The 15,451-nt window shown below is 69.7% G+C and carries 12 protein-coding genes; 6 read left to right on the forward strand and 6 right to left on the reverse strand.

Going from position 1 to position 15,451, the window contains the following annotated elements; translation table 11 throughout:
* The first annotated feature begins 71 nt into the window (after positions 1-71).
* The 4 genes from OHT01_RS15530 (at position 72) to OHT01_RS15545 (ending at position 5,627) form a co-directional block, all read left to right on the forward strand.
* Positions 72-2,492, forward strand: a complete 2,421-nt coding sequence (locus OHT01_RS15530; RefSeq protein ID WP_328553754.1) for a SpoIIE family protein phosphatase — start codon at positions 72-74, stop codon at positions 2,490-2,492.
* Between the two features lie 310 nt (positions 2,493-2,802).
* Positions 2,803-3,672, forward strand: coding sequence for a CPBP family intramembrane glutamic endopeptidase (locus tag OHT01_RS15535; protein WP_328553755.1), 870 nt, complete (start codon positions 2,803-2,805; stop codon positions 3,670-3,672).
* Positions 3,673-3,697: 25 nt separating this feature from the next.
* A complete protein-coding gene (locus tag OHT01_RS15540) occupies positions 3,698-4,930 on the forward strand; it encodes a sensor histidine kinase (RefSeq protein WP_443043400.1) in 1,233 nt (410 codons plus the stop codon).
* A gap of 4 nt (positions 4,931-4,934) precedes the next feature.
* Positions 4,935-5,627, forward strand: a complete 693-nt coding sequence (locus OHT01_RS15545) for a response regulator transcription factor (RefSeq protein ID WP_328553757.1) — start codon at positions 4,935-4,937, stop codon at positions 5,625-5,627.
* A 564-nt stretch (positions 5,628-6,191) separates the two neighbouring features.
* On the opposite strand, the gene OHT01_RS15550 is transcribed toward OHT01_RS15545, so the two are convergent.
* Positions 6,192-6,662 carry a hypothetical protein gene (locus tag OHT01_RS15550; RefSeq protein WP_328553758.1) on the reverse strand — a complete coding sequence of 157 codons (471 nt, stop codon included), beginning with the start codon at positions 6,660-6,662 and terminating at the stop codon, positions 6,192-6,194.
* A gap of 529 nt (positions 6,663-7,191) precedes the next feature.
* Between OHT01_RS15550 and OHT01_RS15555 the strand changes: the two genes are divergently transcribed.
* Positions 7,192-8,421 carry a serine hydrolase domain-containing protein gene (locus OHT01_RS15555; RefSeq protein ID WP_328553759.1) on the forward strand — a complete coding sequence of 410 codons (1,230 nt, stop codon included), beginning with the start codon at positions 7,192-7,194 and terminating at the stop codon, positions 8,419-8,421.
* Between the two features lie 150 nt (positions 8,422-8,571).
* Here OHT01_RS15555 and OHT01_RS15560 read toward each other — a convergent pair whose 3' ends face one another.
* The gene (locus tag OHT01_RS15560; RefSeq protein WP_328553760.1) at positions 8,572-9,630 is read right to left on the reverse strand and encodes an NAD(P)-dependent alcohol dehydrogenase; all 1,059 of its coding nucleotides are present in this window, start codon (positions 9,628-9,630) and stop codon (positions 8,572-8,574) included.
* Between the two features lie 174 nt (positions 9,631-9,804).
* Here OHT01_RS15560 and OHT01_RS15565 point away from each other — a divergent pair, with 174 nt between their 5' ends.
* On the forward strand, positions 9,805-10,719 hold the full coding sequence (locus tag OHT01_RS15565; protein ID WP_328553761.1) for a helix-turn-helix domain-containing protein: 915 nt from the start codon (positions 9,805-9,807) through the stop codon (positions 10,717-10,719).
* A gap of 181 nt (positions 10,720-10,900) precedes the next feature.
* Here OHT01_RS15565 and OHT01_RS15570 read toward each other — a convergent pair whose 3' ends face one another.
* The 4 genes from OHT01_RS15570 to OHT01_RS15585 form a co-directional block, all read right to left on the reverse strand.
* Positions 10,901-11,671 (reverse strand): group II truncated hemoglobin, encoded by a 771-nt coding sequence (locus OHT01_RS15570; RefSeq protein ID WP_328553762.1) that lies wholly within the window; start codon positions 11,669-11,671, stop codon positions 10,901-10,903.
* A 118-nt stretch (positions 11,672-11,789) separates the two neighbouring features.
* A complete protein-coding gene (locus OHT01_RS15575; protein WP_328553763.1) occupies positions 11,790-12,473 on the reverse strand; it encodes an ABC transporter ATP-binding protein in 684 nt (227 codons plus the stop codon).
* 41 nt (positions 12,474-12,514) lie between these two features.
* Positions 12,515-13,975, reverse strand: a complete 1,461-nt coding sequence (locus tag OHT01_RS15580) for an ABC transporter permease (protein ID WP_328553764.1) — start codon at positions 13,973-13,975, stop codon at positions 12,515-12,517.
* A 156-nt stretch (positions 13,976-14,131) separates the two neighbouring features.
* Complete coding sequence (locus OHT01_RS15585; protein WP_328553765.1) at positions 14,132-15,400, reverse strand: L,D-transpeptidase; 1,269 nt, start codon at positions 15,398-15,400, stop codon at positions 14,132-14,134.
* Positions 15,401-15,451: the final 51 nt, after the last annotated feature.

Below are 15,451 nucleotides of genomic sequence, written 5' to 3' on the forward strand. Positions count from 1 at the left end.
CGCGGACGGAGACCGGGAGGAGGACCATCGGAGTCACGTCGACAAAAGGGGTGGTTATGGGGACGCCCTCGATGCATTTCAGTGAGAGTCCGGAGGATCCGTTCGCCCTGGGGCATGCCGCTTCGGCCGTGCTCGACGATCACGGCACAGTGGTCGGCTGGAGCGCACGGGCGCGGGAACTGCTGGGCTACCGCGCCAAGGAAGTGCTCGGACGGGCGTGGCGGGACCTCCTGGTCGACACCCGTGACCTGCCCGTCGCGCGGTCCGTCGTCGTGGACGCCATGAGGGCAGGGGGCTGGTTCGGAGTCCTGCCCGTCCGGCACCACGACGGACGGCGCGTGGAGATGGGTTTCCGGGCCCGCGCGATCACCCGCGACGGAGATCGTCAGGAGTGGTTCCTGGTCGGTGCCCCCGCCGCGGAAATCGTCGCCTGGCAGCGGGACCGCGCGCTGCTGGACGGCCTGTACCACCGGTCCCCGATCGGCCTGGCCATCCACGGCCCGGACAGGAAGGTCATCCGGGTCAACCGTGCGATCGAAAAGGCGAGCGGCATCACGGCCGAAGCGCCGGTGGGCCGTCGTTCCGGTGAGTTCCTGGTCGACGAGGACGCGGGTCCGGCCGAGGAACGGGTACGCCACGTCCTGGAGACCGGCGAGCCGTTGATCTTCACAGAGCAGTCGGCGCGCACACGCCATGCTCCTGGGCAGGAACGGATGGTGTCCGTCTCCGCGTTCCGGATGGAGGACTCCTCGGGCCGGGTTCTCGGCGTGGCGGAGACGATCGAGGACGTGACCCAGCGCCACCGAGCGCGCCGCAGGCTCACTCTGCTGAACGAGGCCAGCGCCCGGATCGGAACCTCACTGGACGTGACGCAGACGGCCCGGGAACTGGCCGAGGTGGCCGTCTCCGGCTTGGCCGACTACTGCTCGGTGGACCTCCTGAAACCGGTGGCACTGGGTGACGAACTACCCATGGACATGGCAGGTGTGCTCCTGAGAGTGGCCCTTTCGCCCCCGGAACCACAGGTCCCGCTGCAGGAGGGCGACGTGGTCCCGCTCCTTCCGGAGTCCCCGCAGGCGCGGTGCCTGGCCGAGCGTCGCCCGATTCTCGAACGGCCGCTGTCCCTCCGCCCCGAGTGGTACGGCATGGACCGGCGGCGGATCGAGGGCGCCCTGGCTCTCGGCGCTCATACCCTGATCGCGGTGCCCCTGATGGCACGCGGCCGGGTACTGGGCGTAGTGAGCCTGTGGCGCGTGCGCCATTCGGAGCCTTTCGAGGACGACGATGCCGCGGTGGCCCATGAGTTTTCCTCGCGTGCGGCCGTCTGTATAGACAACGCGCGCCGCTTCACCCAGCAGCAGAGCGCCGCTCTGACCCTGCAGCGCAGTCTCCTGCCGGGCACGGTGTCCGACCTTCCCGCCGTCGAGGTGGCCTGCCGGTACCTCCCGGCGAGCGGTGAACCGGGCATCGGTGGTGACTGGTTCGACGTGATCCCGTTGTCGGGGGCCCGAGTCGCCCTCGTCGTGGGAGACGTGGTCGGCCACGGAATCCACGCCGCGGCCTCGATGGGGCGCCTGCGCGCCGCGGTGCGCACCCTGGCCAGCCTCGACCTGGAACCGGACGAGGTGGTGGCCCGGCTGGACGATCTGGTCAGTCTGCTGGCCGCCGAGGTGGAGACGGGCGCCGAGGACAATCAGTCGTCGATCGAGCAGGTGGTCGGGGCCACGTGCGTCTACGCCGTCTACGATCCGGTCTCCCGCCAATGCTCCCTGGCTCGCGCCGGCCACCCGGCACCCATGGTGTCCACACCGGACGGCCAGGTGACCGTGCTCGACCTGCCCGCGGGTCCACCGCTCGGCCTGGGGGGACTGCCGTTCGAGATGTATCACCTGGACCTCCCCGAGGGCAGCCTGCTCGCGCTCTACACGGACGGCCTCCTGGAGGCGCGCGACGGGGACATCGATGCCGCGCTGGAGAACCTGGAGGGATGTCTCGCCCACAGTGCCGACGCTCTGGAGCGCACGTGCGACGGGGTGCTCGAAGCGCTACTGCCCACGAACCGCCGCCCCACCGACGACATCGCGCTGCTCATGGCCCGTACCCGGGTACTGCCGCCGGAGAACTTCGCCACCTGGCACCTGCCTCTGGAAGCGACCGCCGCCGGCCGCGCCAGGGAGCTGACCACGGCGAAACTGGCCGAATGGGGGCTGTCGGAAATGGCCTTCACCACCGAGCTGGTCGCCAGCGAGCTCGTCACCAACGCCTACCGGTACGCGGACGGCCCCGTCACCCTGCGCCTCATCCGCACACACTGTCTGATCTGTGAGGTGTCCGACGCCAGCCACACGTCCCCCCACCTGCGAAGGGCCCTCAGCACGGACGAGGGCGGACGAGGGCTCTTCCTGGTCGCGCAGCTCACGGAGCGGTGGGGCACCCGCTACACCCACGACGGCAAGACAGTCTGGACGGAGCAGCCTCTGTTGCCCTCCTGACCACCCACGACTTCCACGTCTCCCCCGGCCACGGCCCACCGCGACAGCCGGCCGGCCGACGGGAGGATTTCGCCGCCCGGCCCGTACTGCCGGTGGTGTCTCTCTGTCGTTCGGAGCGTGTGGCCCCGAGGGCGACGGCATCGATCGATCACGACTCGCTACCCGCCCTGGACAGGCAGGCGGGGGCGGCGCATCCCCTTTGAGAGCTACAGGGACTGTCCCTGTGGGGGTGACTCGCGGAAGTCGGCGCGTCCCTAGCGTGGTTGTCAGGTCGCCACCGGTGCGACCACCACCACAGGGGGAGGCCACGATGGACACGACGTCCACCGCACCGCACGAAACAGGCTCCGGCCCGGACGAGGAGGGCGACGGCCGGATCGGCCGGATCGTTCGGTCTCCGCTCGGCTGGATGCTGACGGGCATGGTCGGTGTCGGCCTCGTCTCGGGCCTGACCGCCACGGGCCCCGGTCCGGTGCCGGCGCTGGGAGCGGCAGCCGCGGTGGCCGTGTACTGGGCGGTCATGCGCTTCGTCGCACGACGTTCCACGCCGGAGATAGCCCGGCGCGGGGCCGCCCGGGAGGCATTGCTCGGCGGCGGGATCGGTCTGGGCTTCATCCTCGTGTCCGCACTCCTGATCACGGCTTTCGGGGGCTACTCCTTCTCCTGGGCGGGCAACGGCTTCGTGTCGGTCGTGTGGTCCGCGGTCATGGTGCAGATCGGCGCCTCGGTCACCGAGGAACTGTTGTTCCGCGGTCTCGCCCTGCAGGCTCTGGAGCAGTTGTGGGGCAGCCGGGCCGCTGTCGCGATCACCGCGTTGTTCTTCGGCATCGCCCACCTGGGGGCTCCGGGAGCCAGTGGGCGGAGCGTGGTGGCGATCGCTCTGGAGGCGGGCGTCATGCTCGGTGCCGCGTTCCTGTGGCGGCGTAGCATCTGGTTCGTCGTGGGACTGCACTTCGCCTGGAACACTGTCGAGCAGTTGCTCGGTGTCCCGGTCTCCGGACACACCCCCGAGGCTCTGTACACCGTCGACGTCCATGGTTCCACCCTGCTGACCGGCGACGGCTTCGGCCTGGAGACGTCGATCGTGCCCATCGTCCTCGGTGTGCTGATCACCGTCCCGATGGCCGTCCTCGCCCACCGGAACGGCCGGCTGCTGCCCCGGCGGCGGGCCCGGCACTGAGACAGGCCGACTGGAGGAAACGGAAGTGATGTCCCGTCAGGCGCTCTGGAGTCCCCCGCCCGTTCGGGCATTACGTGACTGGTGGAGCGGACGGGACGCCTCCGTCAAGGACGGCGTCCTTGCTCTGGTGCTCACCCTGCTGGCCTTCGTACCGACCCTGTCGAACATCGGGGGGCAGATCGGCGATCTGCCCGAGCGGCCGGCGAACGCGCTGAGCATCGGACTGACCCTGGCTCAGACCCTGCCGCTGGCGGCGCGCCGCAGGTGGCCCGCGGCCTGTCTGGCCGTCGTCGGGGGCGCGTTCGCCGTGCACCAGTCGCTGGGCTTCGCGACGACGTTCGGGAGTGTGGGGCTGTATCTCGCCCTGTACTCCGCCGGGGCCCACCAGGTCGGCCTGCGCCGCGCTGTGAGGGTCGCGGCGAGTGCGGCCTACGCCGTACTGGCCGTGGTCCTGCACCGCCTCGGCTCACCACAGGAAATCCCGGACTATCTCGCGTTCTATCTGACTCTGGCCGCGATCTGGCTGGTGGGGAGTGCCGTACGCATGCGGCGAGGGGAAGAGGCGGAGCGGCGGCGGCTGGCCGCCGAGGTGGCCACGGCCGCCGAGCGGGCACGGATCGCCCGCGAACTGCACGACGTGGTCACCCACCATGTGACGGCCATGGTGGTCCAGTCCGACGCGACGCAGTTCCTGCTCACGTCCGCGCCGGAACGGGCCGGGGAGGGACTGGCGGCCGTCAGCCACACCGGCCGTCGGGCTCTGACGGAACTGCGGTACCTGCTCGGTGTGCTGGAGGCGACCGGTGAGTCCGCGGTCGACGACCCGGCGCGTGCGGACCGGGCCCCGACCCTGGGACGGGTGGTCGACCTGGTCGAACAGGCCCGCAGGTCGGGTCAGTCGGTCGAGTTCAGCGAGCAGGGCGAGCGGCGGGCGCGGTCCGTGGACGTGGAGCTGGCCGCGTACCGCGTGGTGCAGGAGGCGCTCACCAACGCGATGAAGCACGCGTCCGGGCAGCCGGCACACGTCCTGGTCCGGCACCGCGAGGAGCACGTCGAGATCAAGGTGACGACCGGCGCGCCCGCCGCCGCCCCGGCGACCGTACCGGTCCCGCGGAAGCCTGGCCCGACGGGCGGACGGGGCTTGGCCGGGCTGCGTGCACGGGTGCGGATGCTCGATGGTGAACTGGAGGCCGGACCCCGGCCCGAGGGCGGGTTCGAGGTCCGCGCGACGATTCCGTCCCAGCCGGTTCAGGAGTGACCCCGTGAGCGATGCGCCGCCCCCCATCCGTGTACTCGTCTGCGACGACCAGGCACTGGTACGGACCGGCTACGTCACCATCTTCTCCGCGCAGCCCGGCATCGAGGTCGTCGGGGAGGCCGAGAACGGGCACGCGGCGGTGGAAGCCGCACGGCGGCTGCGGCCCGACGTGGTGGTGATGGACATCCGGATGCCTCTGCTCGACGGTATCCAGGCGACCCGCCAACTGGCCGGTCCCGATGCCCAGTTCCCGCCGAAGGTGCTGGTCGTCACCACGTTCAACGTCGACGCCTACGTCTACGACGCGCTGCGGGCCGGAGCCAGCGGCTTCCTCCTCAAGGACGCTCCTCCCGCGGAGTTGGTGAACGGGATCCGTACGGTCGCCCGGGGCGAGGCCCTGCTGGCGCCCGCCGTCACCCGCGACCTCATAGGTCACTTCGCCGGACACCTGCGGCCGGCCGACACCTCCCGGAAGGCCAGAGAGGACCTCGTCGGCGCGCTGACCCCTCGCGAGCTCGACGTGCTCCGGCAGATCGCCGAGGGACTGTCGAACGCGGAGATCGCCACGGCGCTGTTCATCACCCCCGAGACGGTCAAGACCTACGTTTCGCGGATCCTGGCCAAACTCGGCCTGCGCGACCGGGTCCAGGCGGTCGTCCTCGCCTACCGGGTCGGGCTGATCCCAGCGGCCGACTGACTGGGGGCCGGCTGAGCGGGGCCGACCCGGCTGCGCCCGGCCCGGGACATGCCTCGGACGCCCGCCGCCAGCGCCCGGCCGGACAGATTCGGACATCGCGGGTCAGCAGCGGAGGCGGGCTCTGTCCCCGTATATGCGCAGGATGCAGTCTCCGAAGCACGTCAGCGGGGCACCCCCGTCCGAAGGATGCAGGGTCAGTCCCAGAGCCATCAGCGGGCGTATGGCCTCCGCGTTCAGACGTCCGTCGGGGTCGGGTCCTTGTACCGCCGCCCACGCCTCGAACAACGGCCTGACGGTCTCCCAGCCGGGTCCCGGCTCGAAATGGCACAAGAACGTCGGCTGGTCGACCCCATACTCGCGAAGCTCACCGACCCGAACGTCTCCACGCACGAGCCACCATGTCCTCACTCTGCCCCCGTCCTTCGCCCGCGGAAGCACGCTACTGCTGTTCGTTCACGTTCGGGCCGACGTACGCGACATGACCACGTCCTGGCCGTCCCGGCCCGCCGTGCTCCGACCCGGTCACACCGTACGCGGGTAACGGGTGGATCGGCCGTCGGGGGATCAGAAGGCGTCGGCGATCCCCGCCACTCCGCCGATGAACGCGCTGAGCAGCGTCGCGGCGCCCAGTGCGCCGAGCAGTATCGACAGCGCGCGGGGTCTGCCGCGGGCGCCCGCGCTGTCGCGTACGAGCAGGGTTCCCAGAACCAGCACCATCAGGCCGAACAGGGAGAGCGCCAGCCATCCGAACGAGGCGGCGGCGCCTGTCTGTTCGTAGCCGTCGGAAGCCGTCCGTGTCAACGCGACCGTGCTGCCGACGGGCAGACGGGTGTCGATCGTGGCGTCGGGATCCACCACGGTCCCGTCGGCGGAACGGAAGATGCCGTGGCAGTGCGGATACCGGTGGCCGCCGGACTGGCTCCACGTACATGCCTCGACCCGGAGGTACCCGGACGTGCCCGCCACACCGGTGGCGTAGGCGAGATGGGTCACCGCGAGCCAGGTCAGGACGGTCCCCGCGATGAACACACCCACGATCAGAAGCAGCGGAGGCCTTTCCCGCGCTCCCGCCCGGAACCGCTTCCGCCCGTTCATTCGTCCCCCAGGGATTGCGAGCCGCTTCCGCTCAAGGCAGCGCATCGGGCCAGGGGTGCCTCCTGGGAGCGTCGGACGGCCGTTCCGCGGCGGCGCCCCCTGATGGCCGCCACGCCGGCGCCCGGCGGCCACTTCTCGGGCACGGTGCCCGGCCCCGTCGAGGGTGCCTCCCCGCGGTCGTCGGGGTCGTCGCGGTCGTCCATGGCTCTCCTGACGTCATGCGCTGTACAGCAGACCCACGCGTGCGCCGGAAGGTTGCGCGGCCCGTCCGGTACGCCCCTCGCCGCGGATCGCCTGCCGGCCGGACCCGCGCACGACAGGCGGGCCGGCGGGGGCTGAGCCGTGTCGCCGACGCGGGAGGCTCCGAACGAGTGGACTTGCCGTAACGCGGATCGGACCGGGGCTCGGGGCGAGGGCGCGGATGGTGATGTTGCCGTCCGTTCCCCCGACCCGGAAGAGGCGCCCCTACATGCGACGTACCCCATACCGCCGTCCGTTCGCCGCGGCACTGCTCGCGGCGTCCGTGCTGGTCCCGATGACAGCGGCTTCCGCCGCGGCCGAACACGCGGCGGGAATCCGTACAACCGGCGTCCGCGCGACGGGCGTCGGCGGGTACCGCGAGGACGACGGACCGCGGCACAGTCTCAGCCCCGAGCTGACCGCCCGGCTGGACAAGGCCATCGCGGACGTCCGCCGGCAGGCGAACATCCCCGGAGTCGTCGTGGGACTCTGGATGCCGGGCAAGGGGGACTACGTCCGCGCGACCGGCGTCGCCGACACCGCCACCCGCAGGCCGATGGCCCTCGACTCCTACCTCCGGATCGGCAGCGAGACCAAGACGTTCACCGTCACCGCGCTGCTCAAGCTCGTCGACGATCACCGGATCAGGCTGGACGACCCGATCTCCCGCTACATCAGGGGCGTACCGGACGGCCGCCACATCACGCTGCGTCAGCTCGCCGAGATGCGCAGCGGCCTGTTCCCGTACACCTCCGACGCGGACTTCGTCCATGACCTGCTGAGCGACCCGCAGCGCAGCTTCACCCCGCCGGAACTGCTCGCGTACGGCTTCAAGCACCCGAACACCTTCGCGCCCGGCGCGCAGTTCCAGTACAGCAACACCAACCTCATCCTGCTCGGCCTGGTCGTCGAGAAGGTCAGCGGTCACAAGCTCCGTGATTTCATCGACCGGCAGGTCCTACGTCCGGCTCACCTGCGTCACACCCTGTTCCCCAAGGGGAACGAGTTCCCGAAGCCGCACCCGCAGGGGTACACCGACCAGACGCTCAGCGGTGACGTCGAGAACTCCACGGACTGGAACCCGAGCTGGGCCTGGGCGGCCGGGGCGATGATCTCGAACCTGCGCGACCTGCACCACTGGGCCAAGGTCGTCGCCACCGGCACCCTGCTCAGCCCCGGGACCCAGGCGCAGCGCCTGAAGACGCTGCCGACCGGTTTCCCGGGAACGAGCTACGGCCTCGGCATCTTCGACGCCAACGGGTGGATCGGGCACAACGGCTCGCTGCCGGGATACGAGACGGTGACCGTCTACCTGCCCTCGAAGAAGGCCACCCTGGTCATCATGATCAACACCGACATCTCCGCCCAGGGCCAGGAGCCGTCCACTCTGCTCGCCAAGGCGATCACGCAGATCGTCACCCCGAAGAACGTCTACGACGGCGCGGTCGTCTCGCGCTAGAGCCCACCCGGGACCACGCACCAGGGCCGGCGGGGTCGGCAAGGTTCAGCACGACCCTCCCGAACTGTTCCGCAGGTCTCGGCGCCCGGCCTCGCGCACGAAGGCGCCGTTCCGGTCGTACGACCGGAACGGCGCCCAGGTGTCATCCTGTCAGGACTGCGGCAACGACTGGAGCGTGGCCGTGTCGATCACGAAGCGGTAGCGGACGTCGCTGGCCAGCACTCGCTCGTACGCCTCGTTGATCTCGGTCGCGTCGATCAGCTCGATCTCGGCGCCGAAGCCGTGCTCGGCGCAGAAGTCCAGCATCTCCTGGGTCTCCTGGATACCGCCGATGCCGGAGCCCGCGAGGGTCTTGCGGCCGCCGATCACCGAGAAGAGGTTGAGCCGGACCGGCTCCTCGGGCGCGCCCACGTTCACGAAGGCGCCGTCCGTCCGGAGCAGGGCGAGATACGCGTCGAGGTCCAGCGGGGCGGAGACGGTGGAGAGGATCAGGTCGAACGTGCCGCGCAGGTCCTTGAAGGTCTGCGGGTCGCTGGTGGCGTAGTAGTGGTCGGCGCCCAGCTTCAGGCCGTCGTCCTTCTTGCGCAGCGACTGGGAGAGGACCGTGACCTCGGCGCCGAGCGCGTGGGCGATCTTGACGCCCATGTGGCCGAGACCGCCCATGCCGAGGACGGCGACCTTCTTGCCGGGGCCCGCGTTCCAGTGCTTGAGCGGGGAGTACGTGGTGATGCCGGCGCAGAGCAGCGGCGCGGCCACGTCGAGGGAGATGCCGTCGGGGATGTGCAGGGTGTAGTTCTCGTCGACGACGATCTTCTCGGAGTAGCCGCCGTAGGTGGGCTCGCCGTCCTTGCCGACGGAGTTGTACGTGCCCACGCCGCCGCCGGTGCAGTACTGCTCAAGACCGGCCTTGCAGTTGTCGCAGACACGGCAGGAGTCGACCAGGCAGCCGACGCCCACACGGTCGCCGACCTTGAACTTGGTGACGCCGGAGCCGACCTCGGAGACGATGCCGGCGATCTCGTGGCCGGGCACCATCGGGAAGGTCGCCTCTCCCCAGCCCTCACGGGCCTGGTGGATGTCGGAGTGGCAGATGCCGGCGAACTTGATGTCGATCAGGACGTCGTGCTCTCCGACCTCGCGGCGCTCGATGGTGGTGCGCTCCAGCGGAGCCTTTGCGGCGGGTGCGGCGTACGCAACGACAGTGGTCATGCCGGGGTTCTCCTCGGGAGGGGGGTGGACCGTGCCCGACTGTCTTCCGTCGGGCACGGCGACCAGCCTGCCCGATCCCTCAGGATTCACCCAGGTCACGGTTCTGCGTATGTCCACTGGTCCTACTACTGGCGGGGTCAGGCTCCGCAGCGTACGACCGTGAATACTGGACGGATGGATGAACAGCTCTCCGCGGGGCCCGCCGGGGAGGCGGCCCACCCGCTCGACCGGCGCGCCGAGCTCAGCGAGTTCCTGCGCAGCCGCCGGGCCCGGCTGAAGCCGGAGGACGTCGGGATGCCCGACTTCGGGCGGCACCGGCGGGTGCCCGGACTGCGCCGCGAGGAGCTGGCGCAGCTGGCCGGGGTGTCGGTCGCCTACTACACGCGTCTTGAGCAGGGCCATGGGCGCAATGTGTCGGCGGAGGTGCTGGACGCCATCGCGCGGGCGCTGCGGCTGACGGACGCCGAGCACAACCACCTCACGCACCTCGCGAAGCCCAAGCAGCACAAGAAGAAGCAGGCGACCCGGCCTCAGCAGGTCCGGGGCGCGCTGCGTCAGCTGCTCGACACGCTCGACGGCGTCCCCGCGTACATCACCGGGCGGCGCTCGGACGTGCTCGTCTGGAACCGGATGGCCGCGGCCGTCTTCGGGGACTGGTCGGAGCTGCCGCCGCAGGAGCGGAACTGGGCGCGGATGGTCTTCCTCAGGCCCGAGTACCGGGACCTGTTCGTGGAGTGGGAGCAGAAGGCGATCGACATCGTGTGTCTGCTGCGCATGGACGCGGGCTGCCATCCGGACGATCCCCGGCTGGCCGCGCTGGTCGGGGAGCTGTCCGTGAAGAGCGAGGACTTCCGGCGGCTGTGGGCGACGCACGACGTCAAGGAGAAGAGCCACGGGGTGAAACTGCTCCGGCATCCGCTGGTGGGCGACCTCGCGTTGCAGTTCGAGTCGTTCCGGCTGGTCGGCGACACCGAGCTGGCCCTGATCACGTACCACGCGGAGCCGGGGTCGAGCTCGGCGGAGGCGCTGCGGCTGCTGGCCTCCTGGGGGACGGACGCGACCCGCGCGGGCGCGTCCTCGTCCCAGTGACCGGCACCCCGATCCCAGTGACCGGCACCCCGCCGGCCACTCCGACATCCACCGATCGCTGATCACCGATCACCGGTCGCCGATCACCGGTCCCTGATCGCCGATCGCCGATCGCCGATCGCCGATCACGGTTCACACCGCGCGGTTCACGCCTCACGGCTCGCAGCTCACGGCTCGCAGCTCACGGCTGATACGGCGGCGCCGCTCCCCAGGTCCACTTCGGTACCGGCTGCTCCGCCGGCGGCGTCGCGTCCGGGCCGGAGTAGTGGACGGCCAGCCGCGTGCCCCACTCGGTGTACGCGAGGAAGGCGGAGCGGAACTCGGCGTCGGTGGGGAGTCCCGCGTCGTCGGCGGCGTCCTGGATGAGGTTGACCCAGCGGCGGCGCTGGACCTCCGTGATCCCCTTGCCCAGGTGCTTGGCGACCATGTGTCCGTGACCGCCCTGGGTCTCGGAGTACGCGGGCGGTCCGCCGAAGACCTCGCCGAGCCAGAGGGCGACGTGGACGGCGTGTTCGGGTGCGAGATCCGCGAACAGGGGCGCCAGGAGCTCGTCCTTGAGCACCTTGTCGTAGAACGCCTCGGTGAGGCGGGAGAAGGCCTCGGCGCCGCCCGCCCAGGCGTACAGCGTGGGCACCGAGGCGCCCCGGCCCCGCACCGACGTCGGCTTGTAGTGACGCATCTCCTCGATGCTGCCGATGTAGGGGCGGATCTCGGCGAGGAAGTCGGTGAAGAGCTCGGAGGTGCGGAAGCCCTCGACGTGGTCCTCCGTCGAGGTCCAGGTGATCCTCAGGACGAAGTGCTCGAAGTCCTCCTCGCAGCGCGCGAGTTCGTAGTCGACGCACTGCGGAGCCGCGGCGAGCCGGCGGGCGGCCCGGGTGTAGGCGGCCAGGAACTCCGCCGACTGCTCCTCGGGAATCCGGTACCTGATGTATTCGACTGTCGAGACGGTCATACCCCCACACAAGCACGAACGGCCGCCGGAAGCGCTTCTTCCGGCGGCCGTTCACCGCGGGCTCACTGAACCGTCTCCCCCGCCGCCCTCAGGGACCGCGGTGACGGATCCGTCCCGGCTACGCTCCGGCGTTCTCCTTGACGGTGATCTTTCCCTTGCGGATGGTCGCGACGCGCGGGGCCTTCTTCGCGATCGAGGAGTCGTGCGTGACCATGATGAAGGTCAGCCCGTGCTCCTTCCACATGGCTTCGAGTACGTCCATGATCTCGTCGCGCATGGACTCGTCGAGGTTTCCGGTGGGCTCGTCGGCCAGCAGTACCTTGGGCTGCTTGACCAGGGCGCGGGCGATCGCCACACGCTGCTGCTGGCCGCCGGACAGTTCGGCGGGCAGGTGCCCGAGCCGCTCGGCGAGCCCCACGGACTCCAGCGCCGCGGCGGCCCGTTCGCGCCGCTCCTTCGCCTTCACCCGCAGCGGTACGAGCGCGGTCTCCACGTTCTCCTGGGCGGTGAGCGTGGGGATCAGGTTGAAGCTCTGGAAGACGAAGCCGATGTTCTCACTGCGTACCTTGGTGAGTCTGGCCTCGGACAGCTTCGCCATGTCCGTGCCGTCGAGTTCGACACTGCCCAGGGTGGGACGGTCGAGCCCGCCGAGCATCTGGAGAAGCGTGGACTTGCCTCCGCCGGTGGGGCCCTGGATGACGAGCCGGTCGCCGTCCCCGATGGTCAGGTCGACCCCGTCGAGCGCGTCGATCGTTTCCTTGCCCCGCTTGTAGCGCTTGGTGACGCCTCTGAGTTCGTACATGGTGCAACTCCTGGGATACGTAAGTACGTAAGGGGCGGGGCTTATTCGACGCGGCGCAGGGCGTCCGCGGGACGCAGCCTGGACGCACGCCAGCCGCCGAAGGCACCGGCGATCAGACCACCGGCGACGGCCAGACCGACCGCGACGGCGATGGTGTTGACGCTCACGGGTGCGGTGAGCACGACGTCGAGGGCCTTGGAGGCGGTCTGCCGCCCCGGACCGCCGAAGCCGCCGCCACCGCCGGGGCCGCCGCCCTGGCCACCGCCCGTGCTCCCGAGCTGTGCCTGGAGGTTGGGGCTGATCTCGGTGACGACGTAGGCGCCCGCGAGCCCGAGGGCGATGCCGAGGACGCCGCCGACCAGGCCGTTGACGATGGCCTCGCCGACCACCTGGCGGGTCACCCGGCTCGACTTCCAGCCGAGCGCCTTGAGGGTGCCGAACTCGCGCACCCTGCGGGAGACGGCGGAGGAGGTGAGCAGACCGGCGACCAGGAACGCGGCCACGAGCACCGCGATCGACAGCCACTTGCCCACGTTCGAGGCGAGGTTGGAGGCGGTGGACAGGGAACCGGAGACGGTCTTCGCGAGGTCCGCGGAGGTGGTGACCGTCGTACCAGAGATGTTCTTCTGGATGGTGCTCTTGACGCCGGAGATCTGCTGCGAGTCCGACGCCTTGACGTAGATCGTGGTGACCTTGTTCTTGGAGTCGCTGAGCGTCTGCGCCTGCTGGAGCGGGATGTAGAGGTTGGCCGCCGCGTCACCGCTGTCGGGTGTCGCGATGCCGACGATCTTGTACTTGACGCTCTTGATGGTGACGGTGCCACCGAGCTTGAGCTTCTTCTCCTTGGCGTACGACTTGTCGGCGACGACGACCTTGGCGTTCGTCTCGGAGGTCTTGAACGTACGACCGCTGGTGATCTTCGACGAGGTCAGCGGGCCCAGGGCGGGCTTGGTGACGTCGGTGCCGAAGACCGAGTAGTTGTTGACGTCGAAGTTGGCGCCGCCGCCCTTGACGGTGCCCTGCGGCGACGGCTGCGCGCCGCCCCGGCCGCGCTGCCCGGTGCCGCTGTTGGGGTTCTGCTGGAACTGACCGCGGGTGAACTGGCCGTTGATCCGGATGACCCGGAGGCTCAGTCCGCCGACGGCGTCCGCGACGCCGTTCTGGGAGTGGACCCTGGCGACGGTCGAGGAGGCCAGGGTCTGGAATCCCTGGACCATGACGCGGTCGCTGCTCTGGTCCTTGTCGGAACCACTGTCCCGCGCGTCGAAGTTGAAGCGCGGTCCCTGGCTGGTGCTGGTCGCCGGCGCGGCGGCCTTGGTGACCGTCATGTCGGTCCCCAGCCCGTACAGCGACTGGAGGACCTTGCCCTGGGCCTTCTCCATGCCCGAGGACACGGAGCTGACCACGATGACCAGGGCGATGCCCAGGGCGAGCCCGGAGGCGACGACGAGGGCCGCCTTTCTGCGGCGGCGCAGTTCGCGCCTCAGGTAGGTGAAGAACATGGCCGCAAGGTAGGTACAGCATGTGATGAAGCCATAAGGCCGAAATAAGAGAACGATGAGAAGGCTGTGGCCGGGCCAGGAAATCTTTGAGAAACGCCGATGCGGCGGCGGCCCGTGGGGGCCGCCGCCGCATCGGCGTCAGGTGGTGGATCGGCCTCAGACGGCCGAACCGGCCTTCCAGGCCGCCCAGTTCAGGTTCCAGCCGTTGAGGCCGTTGTCCGGGGCGACGGTCTTGTCGCCGGTGTTCTTGACGACGACGACGTCACCGACCAGCGAGTGGTCGAAGAACCACGCGGCGGGCGTGCCGGCGTCGTTGGCACCCTTGGTGTCGGACAGACCGACACAGCCGTGGCTGGTGTTCACGGAGCCGAAGATGGACTTCGCGCCCCAGTAGTTGCCGTGGATGAAGGTGCCCGAGTTCGACAGACGCATCGCGTGCGGCACGTCCTTGATGTCGTACTCGCCCTTGCCGTCGTCGTTCGTGAAGCCGACGGTCGAGCCGTCCATCCGGGTCTCCTTGAACTTCTCGGAGATCACCATCTGGCCCTGGTACGTGGTGTGGTCGGGAGCACCCGCGGAGATCGGGATGGTCTTGACGACCTTGCCGTCCTGGGTGACCTTCATCGTCTTGGTCTGGGCGTCGACGACGGAGACCTGGTTGCGGCCGATCTTGAAGGTGACCGTCTTCTGCTGCACGCCGTAGACGCCGTTCGCGCCCTGGACACCGTCGAGGTTCAGCTTGAGCGTGACGGTGGAGCCGCCGGTCCAGTAGTTCTCGGGGCGGAAGTCCAGGCGGTTGGCGTTGAACCAGTGCCCCACGACCTCCTGGCCGCTGCTGGAGGAGACGGTGATCCCCTTCTGCACCGCGGCCTTGTCGGTGATCGCCTTGTCGAAGTTGATCGAGACCGGCATGCCGACACCGACGGTGGAACCGTCCTCCGGCGTGAAGTTGCCGATGAAGCTGTTGGCCGGGGAGACCGTGGTGAACGACGCGTTCTCGTGGGCGGTGCGGCCCGCGGAGTCGGCGGCCTCGGCCGCGATCTTGTACGTGGTGGCGCGGTCCAGCCGGGTGAGGGGCTTCCAGCTCTTCTTGTCCGCCGATATCTGACCGGCGACGGCGGTGCCGGTCGCGGTCTTCATCGTGACGGACGTGAGCGAGCCCTTGCTCACCGTGACCGCGGTGCCGTTGTTGATCGAGGCGTTGTCGGAGCCGTCCTTGGGCGTGATCCTGATCTGGGCCTCGGAGGTCTTCTTGGCCGCCGCCTCGTCGACCTTGGCCTGCGACGTGGGGTCGCCGGCGTCCGACGCGCCGGCCTTGCCTCCGCCTCCGCTGCACGCAGAGAGCACCAGCACCCCGCCGAGCAGTGCGGACGCGGTCATCAGACGCTTGCGCCGCTTACTGTCCGTCATCACACGCTTCTCCATCGTTGCCGAATCCCAAAAGGACCATCAGGACGCCCGTAACTACACTCAACG

The sequence above is a fragment of the Streptomyces sp. NBC_00358 genome (genome assembly GCF_036099295.1).
GTDB lineage: Bacteria > Actinomycetota > Actinomycetes > Streptomycetales > Streptomycetaceae > Streptomyces.